Source organism: Candidatus Wallbacteria bacterium (assembly GCA_028687545.1).
Lineage (GTDB): Bacteria > Muiribacteriota > JAQTZZ01 > JAQTZZ01 > JAQTZZ01 > JAQTZZ01.
Map to the genome: position 1 here is coordinate 42,061 of JAQTZZ010000015.1, position 19,351 is coordinate 61,411.

The 19,351-nt window shown below is 44.7% G+C and carries 9 protein-coding genes and 1 riboswitch; of the genes, 8 read left to right on the forward strand and 1 reads right to left on the reverse strand.

The genetic code is table 11. From position 1 onward, the window contains the following. Positions 1 to 150 precede the first annotated feature (150 nt). Entirely contained in the window at positions 151 to 2,871 is a 2,721-nt protein-coding gene (locus tag PHW04_08610) for a tetratricopeptide repeat protein (protein ID MDD2715939.1), read from the forward strand. A 33-nt stretch (positions 2,872 to 2,904) separates the two neighbouring features. Here the strand turns inward: PHW04_08610 and PHW04_08615 are convergent, their stop codons facing one another. Beyond that, entirely contained in the window at positions 2,905 to 4,632 is a 1,728-nt protein-coding gene (locus PHW04_08615) for a TonB-dependent receptor plug domain-containing protein (GenBank protein MDD2715940.1), read from the reverse strand. 22 nt (positions 4,633 to 4,654) lie between these two features. Continuing rightward, positions 4,655 to 4,978: riboswitch (cobalamin riboswitch) on the reverse strand. Positions 4,979 to 5,191: 213 nt separating this feature from the next. Here PHW04_08615 and kdsB point away from each other — a divergent pair. The 7 genes from kdsB to PHW04_08650 all read left to right on the forward strand — a co-directional run bounded on the left by kdsB (position 5,192) and on the right by PHW04_08650 (position 19,307). Then, positions 5,192 to 5,935, forward strand: a complete 744-nt coding sequence (gene kdsB / locus PHW04_08620) for a 3-deoxy-manno-octulosonate cytidylyltransferase (GenBank protein MDD2715941.1) — start codon at positions 5,192 to 5,194, stop codon at positions 5,933 to 5,935. 96 nt (positions 5,936 to 6,031) lie between these two features. Beyond that, complete coding sequence (locus tag PHW04_08625; protein ID MDD2715942.1) at positions 6,032 to 10,324, forward strand: hypothetical protein; 4,293 nt, start codon at positions 6,032 to 6,034, stop codon at positions 10,322 to 10,324. Positions 10,325 to 10,331: 7 nt separating this feature from the next. Continuing rightward, on the forward strand, positions 10,332 to 11,579 hold the full coding sequence (locus PHW04_08630; GenBank protein MDD2715943.1) for an ankyrin repeat domain-containing protein: 1,248 nt from the start codon (positions 10,332 to 10,334) through the stop codon (positions 11,577 to 11,579). A gap of 173 nt (positions 11,580 to 11,752) precedes the next feature. Beyond that, positions 11,753 to 13,450: a VWA domain-containing protein gene (locus PHW04_08635; GenBank protein ID MDD2715944.1), complete on the forward strand. Its 1,698-nt coding sequence runs from the start codon at positions 11,753 to 11,755 to the stop codon at positions 13,448 to 13,450. 238 nt (positions 13,451 to 13,688) lie between these two features. Continuing rightward, positions 13,689 to 14,999, forward strand: coding sequence for a hypothetical protein (locus PHW04_08640; protein MDD2715945.1), 1,311 nt, complete (start codon positions 13,689 to 13,691; stop codon positions 14,997 to 14,999). Further along, on the forward strand, positions 14,996 to 15,961 hold the full coding sequence (locus PHW04_08645; GenBank protein MDD2715946.1) for a hypothetical protein: 966 nt from the start codon (positions 14,996 to 14,998) through the stop codon (positions 15,959 to 15,961). The genes PHW04_08640 and PHW04_08645 overlap by 4 nt, the downstream gene beginning before the upstream one ends. Before the next feature lie 1,006 nt (positions 15,962 to 16,967). Beyond that, on the forward strand, positions 16,968 to 19,307 hold the full coding sequence (locus tag PHW04_08650) for a hypothetical protein (GenBank protein MDD2715947.1): 2,340 nt from the start codon (positions 16,968 to 16,970) through the stop codon (positions 19,305 to 19,307). The last annotated feature ends 44 nt before the right edge of the window (positions 19,308 to 19,351 follow it).

The window sequence follows — 19,351 nt, forward strand, 5'->3', positions numbered from 1 at the left end:
TATACCTTTGTTACAGATTGTTACAATCTGAAGAGCGGAAAACCGGTCTGTTACAAATTGTTACAATCAGTTAAACTTTTCCGCCTTTATTTCCAAGGTCTCCGGTTAGGTCGTTTTACAAACAGCTGAAAAAACGATAAAATTACTGCCATGCCATACATACCGCCTCCGCCAGGAGAATTCTATGGGAGGCAGCGGGAAATTGCCCGTTTGCTCTCTTTTTTCCCTACCCAGAAGGTGATGATCATAGCAGGGCTGGCCGGGATCGGCAAAACTGCGCTTGCCCTGACCTTTGCAGACTCGGTTTCCAGGATGCCCGAATACCAGGACAAGGTGATGTGGGTCACCTGCCAGCACGGCTGGAATTCGGAGGACCTGTTTGCCCAGATCATCAAGCAGCTGGCGACTTTTGCCGGAAAAATCAAGGAAATTTCGGATACGCTTGAAGGTTCGCCTGAAGGCGTGATCAGGCTGATCGAGAAGAACTGCCTGGCGGTTTTCATCGACGATTTCCACCTGGTGGAAAACGAAACTTCCAGGAGTTTCATCCGCCTGGCCAAGGAATTCCTTTCCAAAGGTAAACTGGTGGTCACAACCAGAAAACGGGTGGCCCTGTCTCCGCTGGACAGAGTGGACCTGTTTGAACGGCGCCTGGACGGCCTGGCTCTGGAAGACTGCCGCAAGCTGATCGAAAAGCTCCTCAAATTCCATGGTTTCGAAGATCTGACTGAAGAGAAATTCTCGAAGATCTATTACAAAGTCAAAGGTCACCCTTTTTCCATCAAACTATTTATCAGCCTGATGGTCTCAGGCGGATTCTCCCTGGATTCCCTGCTGGACACTTCATCAGAATTCGAGGAGGAGATGGAGCGCTTCCTGCTCGACAAGGTCTGGGAAATTCTGGAAAAGAGCGAACAGGAAGTTTTGAAGTCCCTGTCCATCATCCGGATCCCGATCAAGGCTGAGGAGTATCCCCTGCTTGCCACCCCGATCCTGAAAAAAGCCCTGCGCCAGCTGATCGATAATTATCTGATCGAATACAATAAGGAAGGCCGGATTTTCATCCATGACCTTCTGAAGGACTATGCCAGCCATAAGCTGGACGATAAATTCCTGAAAAAACTGCATCTGCAGGCTGCCGAGTATTTCCACCAGAAAACACCTCCTGAGATTGCAGAGCTCAAGGAAGCGTACTACCATTACCACGAAGCCGGCAAAGTGAGGGAAGCAGTCCAGGTCATCATCAAGATCAACGAGCATTTCATCCTGCAGGGTGAAGAGACCGAACACTTCTATCACCTGGTCAACGATGCGATCGCGAACTGTGCCGACAATTTCCGGGAAGACCTGATCAAGATCAAGATCTGGCTGCTGATATACTGGAATAAGTTCAAGGAGGCCGAGGAACTCGCCGGGGAAGTCAAGAATCCCCAGGACAAGATCTTCATCGGTGCCAAGATCAGCCTCCAGAAAGGCCAGTATCACGAAGCATTGAAGGGCTTCACTGAAGCGCAGGATAATCCCAACGGTGATGCTCAGCAGCTGGAAATCCTCAACGGCATGGCTATCTGTAATTATTATCTGGGCGACTGGAAAAAAGCCGAACAATATTATCTTTCCTCACTGGAACTGCTGAAAAAGCATGAACGGCCTCTGATGAAAGGCAGGGTACTCTCCAATTTCGCAGTGATGCTGTCTACCACAGGAGATTTATACAGAGCCATCGAATATTATCAGGAAGCGGAAAAACTCTATCGCCAGACCAACAATCTCAGCCTGCTTTCCAATGTGATCTATAACAAGGCCATGACCTATATCAATATGCAGGAACTGGATCGGGCGCGGGAAGCGCTTAAAGAATCCATGGAAATCAAGGAAAAGATCGTTGACAACCAGGGAATGATCTACCATCTGAATCTGCTGGGAGGGATCTCTTTCCTGGAAGGCGAATACGAGGCTTCCCTCCAGCATAACAGGCAGGCTTTGAAACTGGCCGAGAAATGCGGTGAAATCAAGCTCAAGACCGTGATTTATTGCGACTTCGGCCGGGCTCTGACCAGAATGGGCAAGCTGGAAGAGGCTGAAGCAAATTTTCACACCGCCTTTGAAATCAGCACTAAAGCGGACAGCCGGCTGTACGAAGCCATGCTTAAACAGGAATATGCCCAGTACCTGCTGGTCAAAGGAGAGCGTGAGCCTGCCCTTAAGTATCTGGAAGAAGTTCGGGAATTCGCTCTGGCTGCGACCCATAAGGAGCTTCTGGTCAAATCGCTTTATTTCCTGTACCGGACAGGAGAACTTCTGCAGGATAAACATGCCTGCGACTACTCGGCGGAATATCAGAAAAAAATCGCTGAAGTGCCGAATCCCCTTAAAGAACGGGTGGCGCAGCTTTTCAAATGGTATGAGGACTACGTTTTTACCACTGAAGAAAAAGGATTCTTCCTGATTACTCCCAAGGGTAAGAAATCCGCAGACACCCGGGATCTCGGCAATACCAGAGCTGAGAGGGATAAATTCGAGATTTTCATAGATTTCATCGAGCATGAGCTGCTGATCAGAGGCAAGAAGGTGAAATTCTTCAAGAAGCGCACCCTGGTACCCCTTTTATATGTCCTGGCCGCCGAGCCGGGCAAGATCTTCGATTTCGCTACTCTCTTCGAAGCTGTCTGGGGCAGAAAATACGATGTGGAGAGCGACGGAGTGACTCTGAGGGTGAACATTTCACGGCTGCGCTCAATCATGGGAGAAAAAAAGGGTAAGGAAATCTTTGTCCGCTCGTCTCCGGATGTAGGGGGATATCATTTCAACAGCCAGACCGATTACTGCATCATTATTCCCAGCAGGAGCGAACGGGAATTCATGGAATAGTGGATAATCACAAAATGAAAATGTGTCAGAACCTCAGAACTCCGCGCTGAAACCCAACCTCCAGGTTCTTCTCACTTTCGGGTATTCTTTGACTGTCAAAAGCCCCCTGTTGAAGAGATCGTCGATTTCCAGGAAAGCCCTGTGCCCTGACAGCCTCAGGTCCCAGGTGCCTGTCCCATTCCTGAAGTCAGGGACTTTTTTCCCCAGAATGTCGAAATTATCCTGCAGCCGTTCCCGGCCTCTGTAATTATATGACAGTGCAGTGCAGGAATTCTGATAAGAGACTCTGGCTGAACGGAATTCTTTATATAGAAGACGCTCGCCAGTCACCCTGTTTTCCGGCTTGCAGAAATTGCCTTCAGTCGTGAAATGTCCTCTTTTGCATGCGAGAGAAACACCGCTGACTCTGGCCGCTCCGACATTGGAGGGAAGCCAGAGCCAGGCATTAACTGGAGCCCACTGGATCAGGTCCCGATAATCTGTCCTGAAACAGCGGACTGAAAATCCTTTTCCCGAACTGATTCTGGCGCTGCAGCCGCGGCTTTTTTCCTCAGTCAGGTTTGGATTTCCTCCGCCCGGCCAGTAAAGGTCATTGAAAGTGGGAAGTTTGTAGCCCAGGTATTCAGTCAGAGTCAGAGCTCCGAATTTCAATCCTGCGTTTCCCGAGAAAATTTTTCCGAAACCTGAGTCATCATCCAGTCTGCCGCTGAGATAAAGGTGAGAGATCACAGTCTCGGAAAAAATAGAATTGCAAAAACAGGATCTGTTGATCGAATCGAGTGTATCCACAGGAGGATTCCAGGTAGTTGAATAGTCGTTGTCACTGTGTATTTCCGCGTTCCCGCTGAAATTTTCCCTGGAGATACCGATCGCAGTATTGCTTTTTTTCCAGAGAAGTTCACAGTTACTTCTGGTACTGCGGAAAGAGTTGGTGGCCTGCATGCTCGAATCGAGCTGCTTCTGCCTGCTGTCGAAAAGCCCGAGCGACAATTTCCAATACTCCGTGTAATTTCCGGACCAGGACAGCAGTCTGAGATCGTCCATTTCCCTGTCTCCCAGCGTATTCCAGAAAAAATTGGAAGTGCTCCCGGGAGTTCCTGTGTTTTTATCGGTGAACAAGGCTGTGAAAGAAGAGGCAGCGTTTTTTTCGCTCAGAAAAAAAGTGTTCTGCCTGCCGTCAGCTTCCGGCCGGTCTCCTGAATAATCCTTATGCAGGGCCAGGATCGATGATTCTGGAGAAAGCCTATGGCTGACCTGAATCTTCTGATAACCGTAACTGCCCAAACTGATCCCTGCGGAATCTTCCAGGCAGTCCGGACTTGCCGCATCGATCACCCCGCCCGGTGCGTCACCGCCATACAGCGAGGAAGCGCTGCCGTGCACAACCTGCAGGTTACCGATCATTTCCGGCTCCAGCAGGCTCAGGTCGAATGTGCCGTTGAAAAGATCGTTGAGTTTCAGATTGTCGAATTTCACCAGCAGATGCCTGGCATCGGTTCCCTCGAGCTTGGCTGTAGCCAAAGCGGATGGTGTGTTGTGAAATGAAAGGTCAAGGTCAGGTATCGTTTTCAGGGCTGTGGTCAATTCGCCTGCTCCGCTGAAGTCGTTCCTGCCAAGCCGCTGCTTGTAGTAAAACGAGTCCGCAGCAGGAAGGCGGGAGGAATAAACTGTGATTTCCGGCAGAGTCAGGATTTCTGTGGATGTGGATGCCAGGGCTGGAAGAAGAGGGAAGAGGAGAATCGGAAAAATTGAGAGTCTCATAACGCCTATGCCTCCGTAGGGTTTAATGATGACCTTGCAGAATCGGTTTCCTGGCTTAGAGGCATCCTGCATGCGATCTTCTGCGCCTGACTTCGTTGGCCATTCACTCGCTCCTCACAGTACTTCTATGTACGGCTCGTTCGCTCGTTCATGTCCGCCTCGTCAGGCTTGAATCTCGCATGCAGGCCTGAGTTACTGTTTGATTTCACCCAGTATCTACTTGCGGGCCTTCCCCTTTACAGAGTGGCGTTCCGCTTTCGTTCCCCTTACAGTAGCGGGGACTGCACCGGATTTTCACCGGATTTCCCGATTTCTGCAGGTTTTGATTCAAATTAATTCATGTTGGATGCAATTGTCAAACGAATGATAGGAGGCATTTTCACGGAGTCCTTGTTTTATGCTGTAGGGGCACCCCTCGCGGGTGCCCGTTCTCCAGGGGTTGTGTCCTGTACGTTTTCATCGCTGGAGATTGCCTCGGTAGTTCGGGCACCCGCGAGGAGTGCCCCTACGGGTGGATTAACCGTTGGTACATTCAGTTGATTTCTGATAAAATTCCTGCATGGCAAATTATACTGACCGTGATGTTGCAGTGATAATCCCAGCCCGTCTTTCTTCGACCAGGCTGCCGGAAAAATGCCTGCTGCAGCTTGGAAAATACAATCTGATCCAGCGCGTCTTTCTGAAGGCGAGAGAGGCTTTTCCCCGCGTGATCGTTGCCTGCGACGATTTACGGATTAAAAAATCAGTGGAAGATATTGACGGGACTGCTGTGCTTACACCTGCGGACTGCAGGAGCGGCACAGACCGGGTGGCAGTTGTGGCAAAAGACCTGACCGAACGGCTGATTGTGAACGTGCAGGGGGATGAGCCGTTCATCAACCCTGCTGTGATCAGGAAAGCAGTCGAACCCTTTTTTTCAGATCAGTCGCTGGAAATGGGGACCATCGCAACCCAGGTCAAAGTTGGCAAGGCCGCAGTCAATCACAACCAGGTGAAAGTGGTGCTGGACCAGTCAGGCAATGCCCTCTATTTTTCCCGCAACCTGATTCCTTTTCCCAGGGATTCAGCCGATGTGGAGACTTTAGCACATATCGGGCTGTATGTTTACAACAGGAACTTTCTGCTCGAATTCGCAGGCTGGCCTGAGGGGAAACTGGAATCTCTGGAAAAGCTTGAACAGCTCAGAGTACTGGAGAGGGGACACAGGATCAGGGTAGTGGTAACTGAATACCAGGGATTCGGGATTGACACCATGGAAGACTATCGGAAAGCCCTGGAAATTATCGTTAAAGAGAAGCTATAGAAATCACGAGAGAATTTATCAAAATCCAAGTTTTATATAACTTGATTTTTAAGAGAAATCCGGTAATCTTTATTTGTAAATGAAAAGGGAGGTCTCGTGAAGTTTGTTGTTTGTTTTGAGCTTTTATTCGCATTTATATGTTCATCACAGACAACCATTGTTTTCTCTAATTATTATATAGCCGATCAGCATCAAACAGAGATATCAAATCCCCGTTTTTCACCTTCTTTTTCTTCCCCCATTATCCTGAACGAATCAGCAGCTTTCTCTTCAGATACTTCTGAAACCGTTTCATGTCTAACCGAACTTAAATCCCTGAATGGACTGATCGATACTTCTCTCTGGACTCTTTATCTTTCCAAACAGATCACTGAACAGATGTTCAAGGAGTCCATCGAGCAAATCTACTCCGCCTCACTCGACGAAATCGACCGCGAATCCACTTCCATAGCCATCAAAATAGCCAAGTCCCTGAAAAACGACGATGATCATCCTTTCCGCGAATTCACTGATTTCTTCCACCGTTCAACCGAGAACCAGAAAAGTGGCCTTTCTACTCTAGCAATGAAAATTGATGAAAACCTGCGGAATAAAAATTTGAACCCCGCTCCTCGTACACCGAACCTCGAACCTTTTCTCCGTGAAATCAAAGAAATCATCTCAGAAGCAAACTCAGCCCAGGTCAGCTTTGCTCCAAGTATCATTACCCTGCAGCAGATGCTCGACTGTTACGGCATGCTGATTGTGAATTACCAATCCCAGGCATTGAACGAATTGACTGCCACAAAAAATTTCGCTGATTACGGAAAAAAACGGAAATTCTTCATCAAAGCTTTTGATCTTTATCATATTCTTGGTCTGTCTTTGGATAAAAGAAATGAAAAGGCAGACACAGTTGCGACTGTCATGAGTAAAGCCGATAAAGCCAAAAATGAAGGCCGTTATTCGGACGCCATTGGTCTGTATAAACAAGTGCTGAGTGTGGATTACCAGTATGGCATCAAACATGACTGCCATCAACGTATCGGAGAATGTTATCGCGAGCTGAACGATTATGATAACGCCATTTTTTATTTCAAGGAAAGCATCGTCAAAGACTCAAGTGATTCGACAAAATATTATTCCTATAAATACGGCTTGGATTGGCATCTTGGTGGTAATCTGCCCACGACTGAAGACACTTATCTGAAAGCAGTGAAGTTCTGCCAGGATGTGATCGGAATTTCACCCTTGCAGGATATGCGTAATGATTGCCGCTACCAGATCGGTGCGATTTACCAGAATTGGCTGGCCTCACTTTCCGGGATCAGCGACGAGAAAAAGGAGCTTTATTACAATAAAGCCATCGATGCTTATCGAACTTTCATCGCAGAGTATCAGCAACCTGTGAATACAAACTACAGCACTCCTGCCCAATGGAATGCCCGCAGGGAAGCCGGTTACTCTTTCTCACAACTGGGGAGAATTTCAAGCCTGGCCAAAGAAAAACGGATCTCATACTACGACCAGGCCGGAGAGGAATACTTGAAAGCAGCCCGTGATTACCCGGAGAGTGGCGATAGTCCTTTGAATTACCATACTGCAGCTTACGTTTATCAATACGATGTTCAAGCGATCTTGGACAATCGAGCTGACAAGGACAGATTTTATCTCAAGGCAATCGCTGCTTATAAGGAACTCTACACAAATTATCCTACTAATGCGCAGTATGATTATACGCTTCTCGATATCGGCGTCTGTTACCGCAACATGGGAAGTTATTATGAAAATGGCATGATGAATTACAGACGTGAATATTTACTGCTCGCTGTAGAAAGCTGCGACCAGTACCTGAAAGATTTTCCAAACGGAAGATACCGCCCTGCCAGCGCCATGCAGGCAGCTACCAGCTGCAGCGACATAGCCTTTTCGTATCAAAACGAGAAAGACATAGCCAATGTGGAAAAATACTTTCTGCTCAGTTCGGATTACTGGAAAATGGTTGTAAACATGAATGAAGCTGACGACAGTTCCAAGCTGCAGAGCCAGTACCATCTCGGCGAAAACTACAAATACCTGTCCGATGCATTTAATTCGATCGCCAATGACAAGGAAAAACAGCGGAAATACGGCTTGATCGCAGTGGACGAATTTGCCAAGGTTCCAGGCTACAGTTCCACTCTTTACGGTTACCGTTATTATTGTGCCGGTAGTTTACGCTCAAGCGGCGATATCTTCCTGGGGCTTGAAGAGTATGACAAGGCGATCAGTAATTATGATCAGGTCATAGCAGGTTATTCAGACATTACAAGTGATTACCAATACAGCCACCTGGGAAAAGCGGATTCCCTTTACGGCAAAGCCTCATACACTGAAGCAAAAGACTGGTACAATAAAATTTACGGGTTGAACATCGATAACTTTTCAAAGCCTTATTTTTACTGTCGCACAGAACTCGGCCTGGCTAAGTGTGAACTCGGCCTCGGCAATCCCCAGGCAGCACACCAGCACCTGGCAAAGGTTGTGAAAGATTATAACTCAGCCAGCACCTGGTTTGACGAATATGTGCTGGAAGCCAAGGAGCTGACCCTGAGTAAAGTACTGCGTATCAAAATCGACCCCATGGTAGACACCATCGCTGAAGGTGAAAGCAAAACCTTCACAGCCACCGTAGTTTACCCAGACGACACCCAAGCCATGGTGCCGTCAGGTTCGATCAGGGAATGGAAATGGGAATGCAGCGGGAATGAAGGCGACAACCACGTTTTTGATTTCACAGGCAACTCCGCGACCTACAAAGGCGGCAGCGGCGATTTCATGGACACGATCCTGACAGCCAAGGTCTTGATCGATGCCGGTGGTTATGGTGCCCGTGCAGTTTCTGCTGAGATATGGATTGAAGGCGACAACCAGGTGCCGGTGAGTTTGGTGAATGAGGATGGGAAGAGGATCAGAAAAGCTCCGATGTATATCCCTTACGATGGTTCTCATTGTGGGCCACCACCTGCCATTGAAACTCCGGTATCAAACGCAATTGAATTTCTGACAAAATATACTGACGATTCAGTTGATTCATTCACACTGATTTTTTTGGGAGATGACGATACTCACGAAACTGTTTTAAAGTTTACGGAAACTGGAAAAGACTCCAGGTTTTTCCAATCTGAGAATGGTTTAAGCACTATTGAGATAATCTATCCCCTGCCAGATATTCAAAGCAATACCCGCAATATTTTACCCGGACAAGACAAAATTAAATTCAAAATATACTTTTCCGATGCTGTAATGCCAATCGAACTGCCAATCTGGAAAGGCCCGGGCATTGGTACAAGTGAGATCAGAGATGACCTTTATCTGGCTTCCAATCAGATTATCGACATATCAAGTTGCGGAGATTTAAGTCCTGAAGATTATTCAACAAAAAATACTGTGGTTCATGTTCAAATCAAAGATAGTCTTGCCCGCACTGATTCGGTAAAAGTAAAGATATCAAGCAGTGCTGAATCAGAAAGAGAATTGGAATGCAAAAAAATCAAACCAGGCACCTATTTATCTGATGGAATAGTCCCGATTGAATGGAACTACGTCAATCCTCAGATAAAATTTCATGGAAAAGAATATACCGTCTTGAAAGTCAATCCCAGCAACAATACTACTGCCGGTGAAATTGAGTTGAAGTATTCTTCCGGGAAATACAGCATCAATAGAAGAGAATTTTCTGGTAAGGGCGCGCTTGTGATTTGCGCTTTGCAGAATGACGAAATGCCTTCAGCCTCATCAATATTCTGGGACACTGAGCGGATTTTTTATCATTGCACAGGCAAATATCACCAGGTCATTGAAGGCATTAAGGAAGTGCTCAAAACAGTAAAGGAAATGACTGACTGCAATTACAATGTCACAGTGAACTTCGTGCCTTTTGTCAGCAACTTTGATAATTTCAGCAAGAATGCTTATGATCTCTCGAAATATGCCGTGATTTACTTTATCGGGCATAGTGCAACTATTTCTGATGTAACAATGTTCTATGTTTTCAAAGACAAGAGTGATGTCTGGTCAGGAATAGAACCCAAAGGCGAGATTTTCCCTGATACTATTAAGGCTCTGACTTTATTTTTTGAAGATGAGCAGTGCCCAAAGTTTGTGATAATGAATGCCTGTGAATCTGCATTAGGTGAAAATGGTGGAAAGTGGTTAGAAGTATTTAAATCTAAAGCCCTGGTTGGCTGGACGGACACTGTCCAAGTTCCAACAGCAGAAGTGTTTTTTACCAGTTTTTTTAAAATAGTGAAAGATGGGTGGAAACAGCAAATACCCACATCCGTGTATTCTGCATGCGAACAGGCGGGTAGCGAGGTCCCGAACATGCCTTACAAAATCGAGGGGAATGAAAATCTCTTACTCCCATAATAAATCTATGAAAAAACTGGTTTTAATTTTCGGAATACTGATATGTGCTGTTTTTATCTGGACAGACAGGACTTGCCGGGAAAATCGGAGATATCTTGAAAATCAGGCAAACACTTGGATAGAAGATATTGGGTATCTTCCAGACAGTATTGCGTCTCTTTATACATATAAAATTGACATTGCCGATCGCCATCAGTCTCTTGAATGCCAGCTTCTGAGTTTCTTTCCGAACTGGCGGGTGACCCAGTATCTGATCAAAAACTCCAGGTCGCGAGGCGTCAAATGTCTTTGTCCAGCCCATTCTTTTTTTTCATGGTCAATATCCGGCATGTCTGAGAAGGAGACTTTGATTGACGCTCTTGAAGACTGGAAATTGAATCCAGACCTGAAATTTGACAATGACAGGGTAGTTAAATTGATCTGCAAAACAGATAACTATCAGGAAACAGACCGGAATTTGCGCACTCCGTTGATAATCGCCACTCGATATGAATTAAAAGAAGTAGTAGTCGAATTGATAAAGAAAGGAGCGGACGTCAATCTATGCGACAAATCCGGTCAAAATGCTCTCCATTATGCCTTGAAAAGAAGAGAATGGCCATTTCATAGAAATTACTTTGCCGAAAAAGCTGGTGATAGAAACACAACAGAAGTGATGCTTACTAAATTCACAACCCGAGCAAATCTTGCTGCGTTTGATATAGCGAAAATGCTGATCGAAAATGGCGCAGATGTGAATCTCAAAGATGCTAAAACGCAGACACCTCTGATGAATGCAGCGTATGATCAGTATTCTGAAATTGTAGCTCTTTTGATTAAAAAGGGAGCAGATGTCAATGCCGTGAACAACGAAGGCGAAACTGCTCTGATGTTCGCTGCAGTTGTCGATAATCCGGATATAGTTGAACTTCTTTTGAATTCCGGTGCTTCAATAGAGGTAGTGAGTAAAAATGAAGAAACTGCTTTTCATTGTTCGCTTATCAAGGGTAATAACATGTACAAAAAAGCCGGAGAAAGAAAAACAGCAAAAATATTGATCGAAAAAGGGGCTGATGTCAATGCAAAGTGGAAGAAAATCGCACCTCCAATACTTTTTTTCATCCAAGATGATGATTATTCAATGGTTGAACTTATGATTTCAAAAGGAGCCGACTTGAGTTTCAGGAATAAGAATGGAGACAGCTTGGTTGATATCGCAAGTGGGGATGGACACAACGAAATTGTTCGCTTACTTTTGCGTGCTGGAGCGAAATAATATTTACCATCATAAGTCTATGAAAAAAAATATTATTAATTATCGCTGTACTGCTCTGTGCTATTTTTATCTGGACTTATCGAAATGAAAGATGATCGATTAAATATAGTGACGCGCCATGGCACGTCTTTACGGGTGGATCGCCATAAAATAAATAATTCAAGGAGATAAAAATGAAAACGATCGTCTGTTTTTTACTGACTATCACTGCACTGTCACTTCAAGCCCAGTCGATCCTGGTCCATCAGGTGGACACCAAGAATTATCCTTATGTGGAGATCAATTTCGCGGTGATGGACGACGAGGGAAAAGCCAAGAGCATCGGGGCAGACGACAAGCTGCTGCTGAGGCTGTGCTCCCCGATCAGCGATTTTGAGTTGAAACGCCAGTCCGGCCAGGGTTATGTGCTGCTTCTGCTGGACAAGAGCGGCAGCATGCGCGATGAGATTCCGGGCCTCAAAAAAGCCGCCAAATATTTCATCGACCTGCTGCCCGACAATTTCAAAGTCTCTTTGATCGCCTTTGACCGCACCATGACTCCGCTCTGCGATTTCAGCCAGGACAAGACTTATCTCAAGGATGCTGTGGATAAACTTTCTTCTAAGGGAGCGACAGCTTTTTACGACAGTGTTTACAACAGCCTGGAATCGCTCAACCGGATGGAAGGCGCGCCGCGTTATCTGATCGCTCTCACAGACGGCATAGATCAGACCTATGACGGTTCGCCGCCGCTTTCCAAGCATACTATGAAGCAGCTGACTGATTTCATCAAGGAATCTTCGATACCTGTCTATACGATCGCACTGGGAGCCGATTCTGACAAGGACGTGCTGGTGAAGATCTCGGAAGCAGGCGACGGCTTTTATTATTACATGCCCAAGGGCAAGGATCTCAGCGCATTGTATGGAAAGCTCGCTGACAACCTCTCGCGGGAATATACCCTGCGGTTCTATTCTCCTTATCTCGTCTATGACGGCAGAACCCTCAACCTGGGAATGGACCTCACTCAGAAAGACGCTGAGTTTCACACCAGCCGCGAGTTCAAAGTACCTGATTTTGGAGAGGGGAAGTATTTCAACTATGAGAACGTGATGCCGACAAAGCCGGACCGTGAGCAGGGTGTGAAGGTGATCATCACAGATGCCAACGGGCATCCGGTCAACGGCAATTTCAAGGTGCTGGTGAACGGGCAGGTGGCAGGCAAGGGCCGGATCAACGACGGGGAAGGGAACTTCACTCTCGAACCGCATGCTGTGAACGAGAATTTCACTGCTCTCAGCGACCAGAAAGTCGTGCATGAGCGGCCGCTCGTGAAGCCTTCCAGACTTTATGTATATACAGTCACCAAAGACAATACCTTCGTCCAATTCGAGGCCAAGCTCAGGGGACGCTACAATCATAAATATTACAATTTCAGCACTACACCCGACGGCCTGGGCGACAATGAGCGGCTGGCCGACGTGGAGCCGGGCGAGTACATCATGGAAATCGGAGACAACGGGCAGACGATTTATTACGCTGATGTAAATGTGGAAGAAGGGAAACCGCAGGTGCTGAAGTACAGATTTTCCAAGGTGATCGTGGCTTATGACGGGAATGAGATTCCGCCTGCAATCAAGATGGGGCTGATGATCAATATCCACGACAGGAAGCAGGACAAATACCTGATGAAGGGGAAGCGCCTTTTCTACTTTGTGGGAAACGACTCTGCCGGTTATCTGCCGCCCGGCGATTACGATATTACCCTGACAGACGCCACTCAGGGTGATGACGTGGAACTGCTGGCTACCCTGAAATACGATTGCACAGTGTTCGGTGAGGAAATAATCTACACCAACATCCCGGCCGACAAACTTGTGCTGAAAAAGTAAGGCAGCACTGGCCGGAAAAAACCGGACAGTTGCATTACAACCAACACGGGTTGCTTCATACTACGGGTTTCCAAAACTCCACCTTATTTTTACCTGGTTTTTTTGGGTGAATCGGATAAAATTAGTAGTGGCAGGCAAAAAAATCTCAGCTAATCAAAACAACAAGCAAATTGCCGGTCTGAAGAAGAGACCGAACAAACGGCCAAAGATTCATTGAAAACAAATCCCTGGAGGATAAATGCACAATCGCTTGAAAATCACCCTGATTGCCATTCTTTTTTCCCTGGGCCTGTATTTTCTGATCAGGCAGACAGTGGCATGTAAACAGGATGGGCGAGGTGACCTCACACCAAAGGTCACCCAAACCCCGGTGCAGCCGATTAATCAACCGCAGACAGTATCGTCGCAACCTGGCCAGACGCAGGATACTGGGCAGACACAAGGGTCTGTCCTTACGGTCAGCGCACCAACCATAGAGACAGTGTCTACCTCTGAAATTGATCTAAACAAGATTGTATGGCTCAGGGATTATCTGAAGAAATATATCGGAAAGATAAAGGATGAATATCTCAAAGCATTGAATGATTTGCTGCAGGCCATGCAGAATCAAGATCAAAAAGGTTTCGAAAACGGCATGAATTTTCTGGCTCTGCATTATAAAGAGCTGGTAGAACCGCTGATCGATTTTGCGCAGGATAATACTCTCGGCTATCTCAGAGCTGTGTCCATCGAACTGCTGGGGCGGAGCAAAGATCCGCGTGCGATCGATCCGCTTGTGATACTGAGTGACAAAATCGAAGAAAAAGAGATCAGGTCAACAGCAATTCAAGCTTTAGCTGTTTTTGATGATGAGAGATCTGAAGAAAAAATCTTTAAAATTTCGGCAGACAGAAAAGATAACTTGCGTGAGATAGCCATAACATTAATCGGTGGGAAATATACAAGAGACAAAACAAAAGATCTTTTGCTTGAAATACTTCATAGTAATCCACCAGAAAGCGATGAAATTATTACTGCTGCGAGTTATTCATTAAGAGGTTTTAATTCAGATGAAGTAATTGTGAGTTCATTAAAACAAATAATTAGCGACAGTAATAACTCCGAAAAAACGAGAGGTGTAGCGATGTTAAGTTTGGCTAAAATCAGCCCATCTGAAGCAATACCATTTATAGAAAGGGGTTTGAAATCTAATGAAAGAGTGGTCAGGTTCAATTCTGTAATGGCAGCTTCGTTTTCTAATAATGATCTGATTTACGAAGAATTGTATGGTTTATTAATTAATGTTAGTGAATTTCCTCACATCAGAAATGCAGCAGCTAAAGTTATCGAAAAAACCAAGCCAGATACTGTTGTAAAAAAAATCCGTGCAGAATTTTTAAGATTGGATGATTTTGGAGCTGGTCTGGTAGCTGATATATTTGTTGCAGCCAACGACATAGACTCAATCGATCTTATGAGGCAGAGATCAAGTAATACTTCTGATACCTATTTGAAGAAAACTCTAGAAGAAAAAGCACTAAAAATCGAATCCGAAAAGGATAGGAAATGAACGAAAATTTAAATAAAGAAAACTGCCAACATTGGTTCCCAATTCTAGGAATTATCAGCTTGATTTTAAGTTTAGCAGTATTTGCTAACATGATGGATTTATTACTTACTGCAGGAAAAATAATAGATAAGTATCCTTTTTTAAAATTTTACAAATATTTGTCTCTTCAAGCTAACGATTCATCGCTTTTAAATCTTTGGTATATTTATTTGATTTCAACTGGATTAATTTTCTTGGAATTTTGTGGGAAGACAGAAAATTTAACTGTTAAGTTTTTAAGAGTAGTAGCTTTAGAATTTGTATATATTGATTTTGCATTATTTCCCCCTTGCGATACTGCTTATTTTAATCTGAGTACCAATGATTTTGGTGAGAATTCTTTACTATCAATGAATAATTTCAGATTGTTGTTTTGTGTATTCTCGTTGATAATATTGTTTTATTTGATCAAAACTCTATACCTTTGGGTGAGTAATTATCCAACAACTTCCGTTGCGGATTTCTACAACAAGGAATTTTCTGACAAGCAGGTATCAATAGTACCAAAAAAGCAAGAAATCACTAAATTTTCCTCACAAGATACAAATTCATCTGCAGAAAAAAATTTCTCAGTGATATTGATCTCTAGAATTGTTAACTTTTTCCACTCAAAAACCATGTTCATCAACGTGTTAACAATAATTACGATTTCAATAACACTATTTATCACTCAATCAATGGCAAATATGGTGTTTATGATTACTGCAAATTTTATTGAATATTCGAACCTATTGTACCAGGAACAAGATGCAATCCTGTCGGCGATTTCCACTATAGCTATATTATACATATTTTTAGTCTTCTTTGACAAGAGGAAAGATAAACGCGAGTTGTTTATAAAATTGAATGGTTTTATTTTGAATTTCGTAAATTTCTCTATTTTTTTTGTTTGCGCGTATATGCATTCGAAATTTTGGGAGTAAGGGAGGTAAATTGAAAAAAGGGTGTTTGGTTGTTATGTTGCTTTTTCATTTGTTTTCTGCGAATGCCAAAGGAATTTATGCAGATGCAAGCAACCCAGGTGAAATTGGAGATGTTTTATTTAGAGATCTGGCGGCCGGATTTTCCCACATAGATATCCCTAATGGGTCATTTGATCTTTCTTTCCCTCAATTTGTAGGGCATAATGCAGTATGGATAGGTTACTTTGGTGCATTGTATGGTGATCATGGTTTAAATATTTCTCCTTTATTAAATAAATTGACTGGTGATTTAAAGACTCCTGGGACAGTGATTGAAAGCACCATAGAAGAAGAACCCAGTGCTGTTCATTATTTAGATCTAATTGACTTCAAGGCACATCCATATCGTCATTGGGGACAATCAGAAGGTATGGAGTATTGGGGAGCTGGGTCACAAAGTCTTTCATATGATCAAAGAAAGTTAATCTGTTGTTATTTAATGGATAAAGCAGATAGTTATCCTACATGGTTTGAAAGATTACTTATAGGTCCAAGTCATTTTGATAAACCAAACTTTGGAGAGTATATAGATTTTACTGATCAAAAAAATAAGTTCAGTTGTGCTTGGTTGGTAGAATATGCATATAGATTCGGTCATTCTTCGATAGTGGCAGTTTCAGAGTTAAATGAGAAGTTTTATTTATTATCTCCTCTTGGGATGTGGTTAAATATGGAAGATGCTGTAATTGCACCACCAAAAATAGCATCGATTCAGCCAGATGATAAAACCGTTTTTAAAAATGGTGAGAAATTAACTGTTTGCGTTGAAGCTGATGATCAAGATTCAGGTATCTTGAAAGCACAGTTAGAAATACGCCATAGAAATGAAGATGGTACTTATTCACTTCTTCAAAAAATGAATTTGAACAACTTATCGATTACAAATAATCATTTATTTATTTTTCCTGATTACCTTTTGACTCAAAATGGAGATTATCATTGCACAATTACTGTATGGGACGTTTCATTGAACACTACCTCGCAAGATTTTGCAGTTGAAGTCATATCAGGCACTCTCGGAGTGAAATCCATCAACGGCAGCGGGGGTAATGGCCCGAACGGCTATTTCGACATTATGAACTGCAACCCTCAATTTTACTGGCTGGTCGACTTTACAAACATTGGGGCTGGTTGGGATTTTATGCATCGCGTGAATGGATTTTATGCATTGGATGAGTTTCTGACTTATGTCTCAGGATCTTATCCCCCAAAATCAGCCAGCATCAGTAGACCACAAAAAAGCATGGCTCCCATCAACAGGAATCCGCTCCAAAAAAGCTATGCCTTCAGCCAGCCGCAGAATTCCTTTCTCCCTGTCGGCAGCACTGCCCCCTTTGGCACTTATTCCGTCAAGCCAGGCACATACTGGATCAAGTTCAATCCTGTCCAGGGCTGGTCAACTCCTTCGGGCCGGATGGTTACTATCACAACCGGTGAAACCACTGTCTACGGAATATACAGGGAAGCTTACTACCCGCTCGCCTGTTACACCAAATGCGGAGGTCTAACCCTTCCCTCAGGCAGATGGAAGATCATTGAACCAAAAGGATTCGAGAATCTGGAATTCAAGGATGGTGAAATTGTGCAGCTGCAGGAAGGTACTGCATACACTGTAGTATTCATTGGTGTGACAGGATATAAAACCCCTGCACCTGTCTCAGGCATTTCCGGGAGCTCAAATTCTCCGATCGGGGAGTATATCCCGAGTTACCGCAACATCACAGTGAGCATCGAACCTCCTGAAGCGAATCACGCAGGTGCATACTGGTCAGAAACAGTCAGCAGGCCGGACTGGCAGATAAAAAGCGGAGAAACCATCCAGATTCAGGAAGGCCAGCCATATACGATTTCATTTAAAAAATTGCTGAAAAATGTCCCCAGATTGAATGACATGTTCTACATGGAAGACGGATATTGGATAACTCCGGATGCTGTATCAGGCACAATGGAAAACACTGATATCAATATATCTGTCAGTTACGTGCAGATAATGCATAATTCGCAGATCTCAGTCAGCCCTCCCGAAGCTGTGGCAGCAGGCGGAGCATTCATGCTGGAAAATGTTTATGATTCATGGGAAACAGATAAAAATTATACTTTCCCGCATAAAACTGAGGCCAGAGTAGTTTTCAGAGCTGCGACAGGCTGGACAGCTCCTGCTCCAGCGGATCTGATTCTTGATCAGGACAATTCGTATGATTTCAAATATACCCGGAAAATGACAGGACTTTCCATTGTCCCGTATCCCAGTACATTGCCAAGATCCGATTCTGGAGAAACCAGAGCCTGGAAATTGAGCGCTGATACTATGGAAACAGACTGGATGTCATTCGATCAAAGCGTGACCCTGCCTGAAGGGACTAATTATCAGATTGTTTTCAAGGATGCAGCCAATGGGTATGCCACTCCAGGTATGATCAGCGGAACCATGACAGGTGCGGTCTGCTGCGAACACGCCAGTTATCTGCCTAATGCCAAATGGAGCCTTGTTAAAAAAGATTTGCCTTTTTATGAATACCTGCTGCTCGATCCTGATTCATTTACAGTTGTCACCAGTAACGCGGTTTACCATAGTAATGATTCAGGCAATACCTGGAATCTTGTCGCAAGCGGCAGCTTCAACAATCTGAGCAACAGTATTTATTTTTATCAGGGCCAGGCATATTATGCCACGAATCGCTACCAGCCCGGTACAGGCAATCTGGAATTCGTGCTGGGCCAGGTCGGGTATCCGCCCTCATATTTTCCTGCATACGGCGATGTGTCGCTTTCTATGGAGCATTTTGGGACTCCTTCGGATTTCTATCTGCACGGCATCTGCAATGATCAGAGCGATTCGACGCATTGCAATCAATATGGACTGCTGCACACCACTGATTACGTCACCTACAAATATGTCGGTCTGCCGATTGAAGGACTTGAACATGCAGGGTTCAATTGTCGGTATTCCGGCAGTGGCTGGTATGAATACAGCCCAAGCAGCATCACACCTTTGTGGAACGATTCGGTTCCTGAAACCGGATCGTCTTTCTACGCTGGTGATCATGGCCTGGTAACATATGTAAATTACAATCATTTCTATCGAGTGACGAGTTTTGAAGCGAGCAAACAACATGGATACAGGCAGGACATTTCCGCCATATCCGCTGGTCCGGCCATCAGCGGCTCCATGACTAGGTCAGATGGAAACATATCTCTTGTGACTCAGGGTTATTCAAATCGCAGTATTGGCCGGAGCGACTTTGGATTTCCAAAACTCCACCTTTTTTTTCACTGGTTTTTGGGGTTGAATCGGATAAAATTATAAAGGGCTGGCAAAAAAAAATTCAAGGTTAATCAAATCATCAAGCA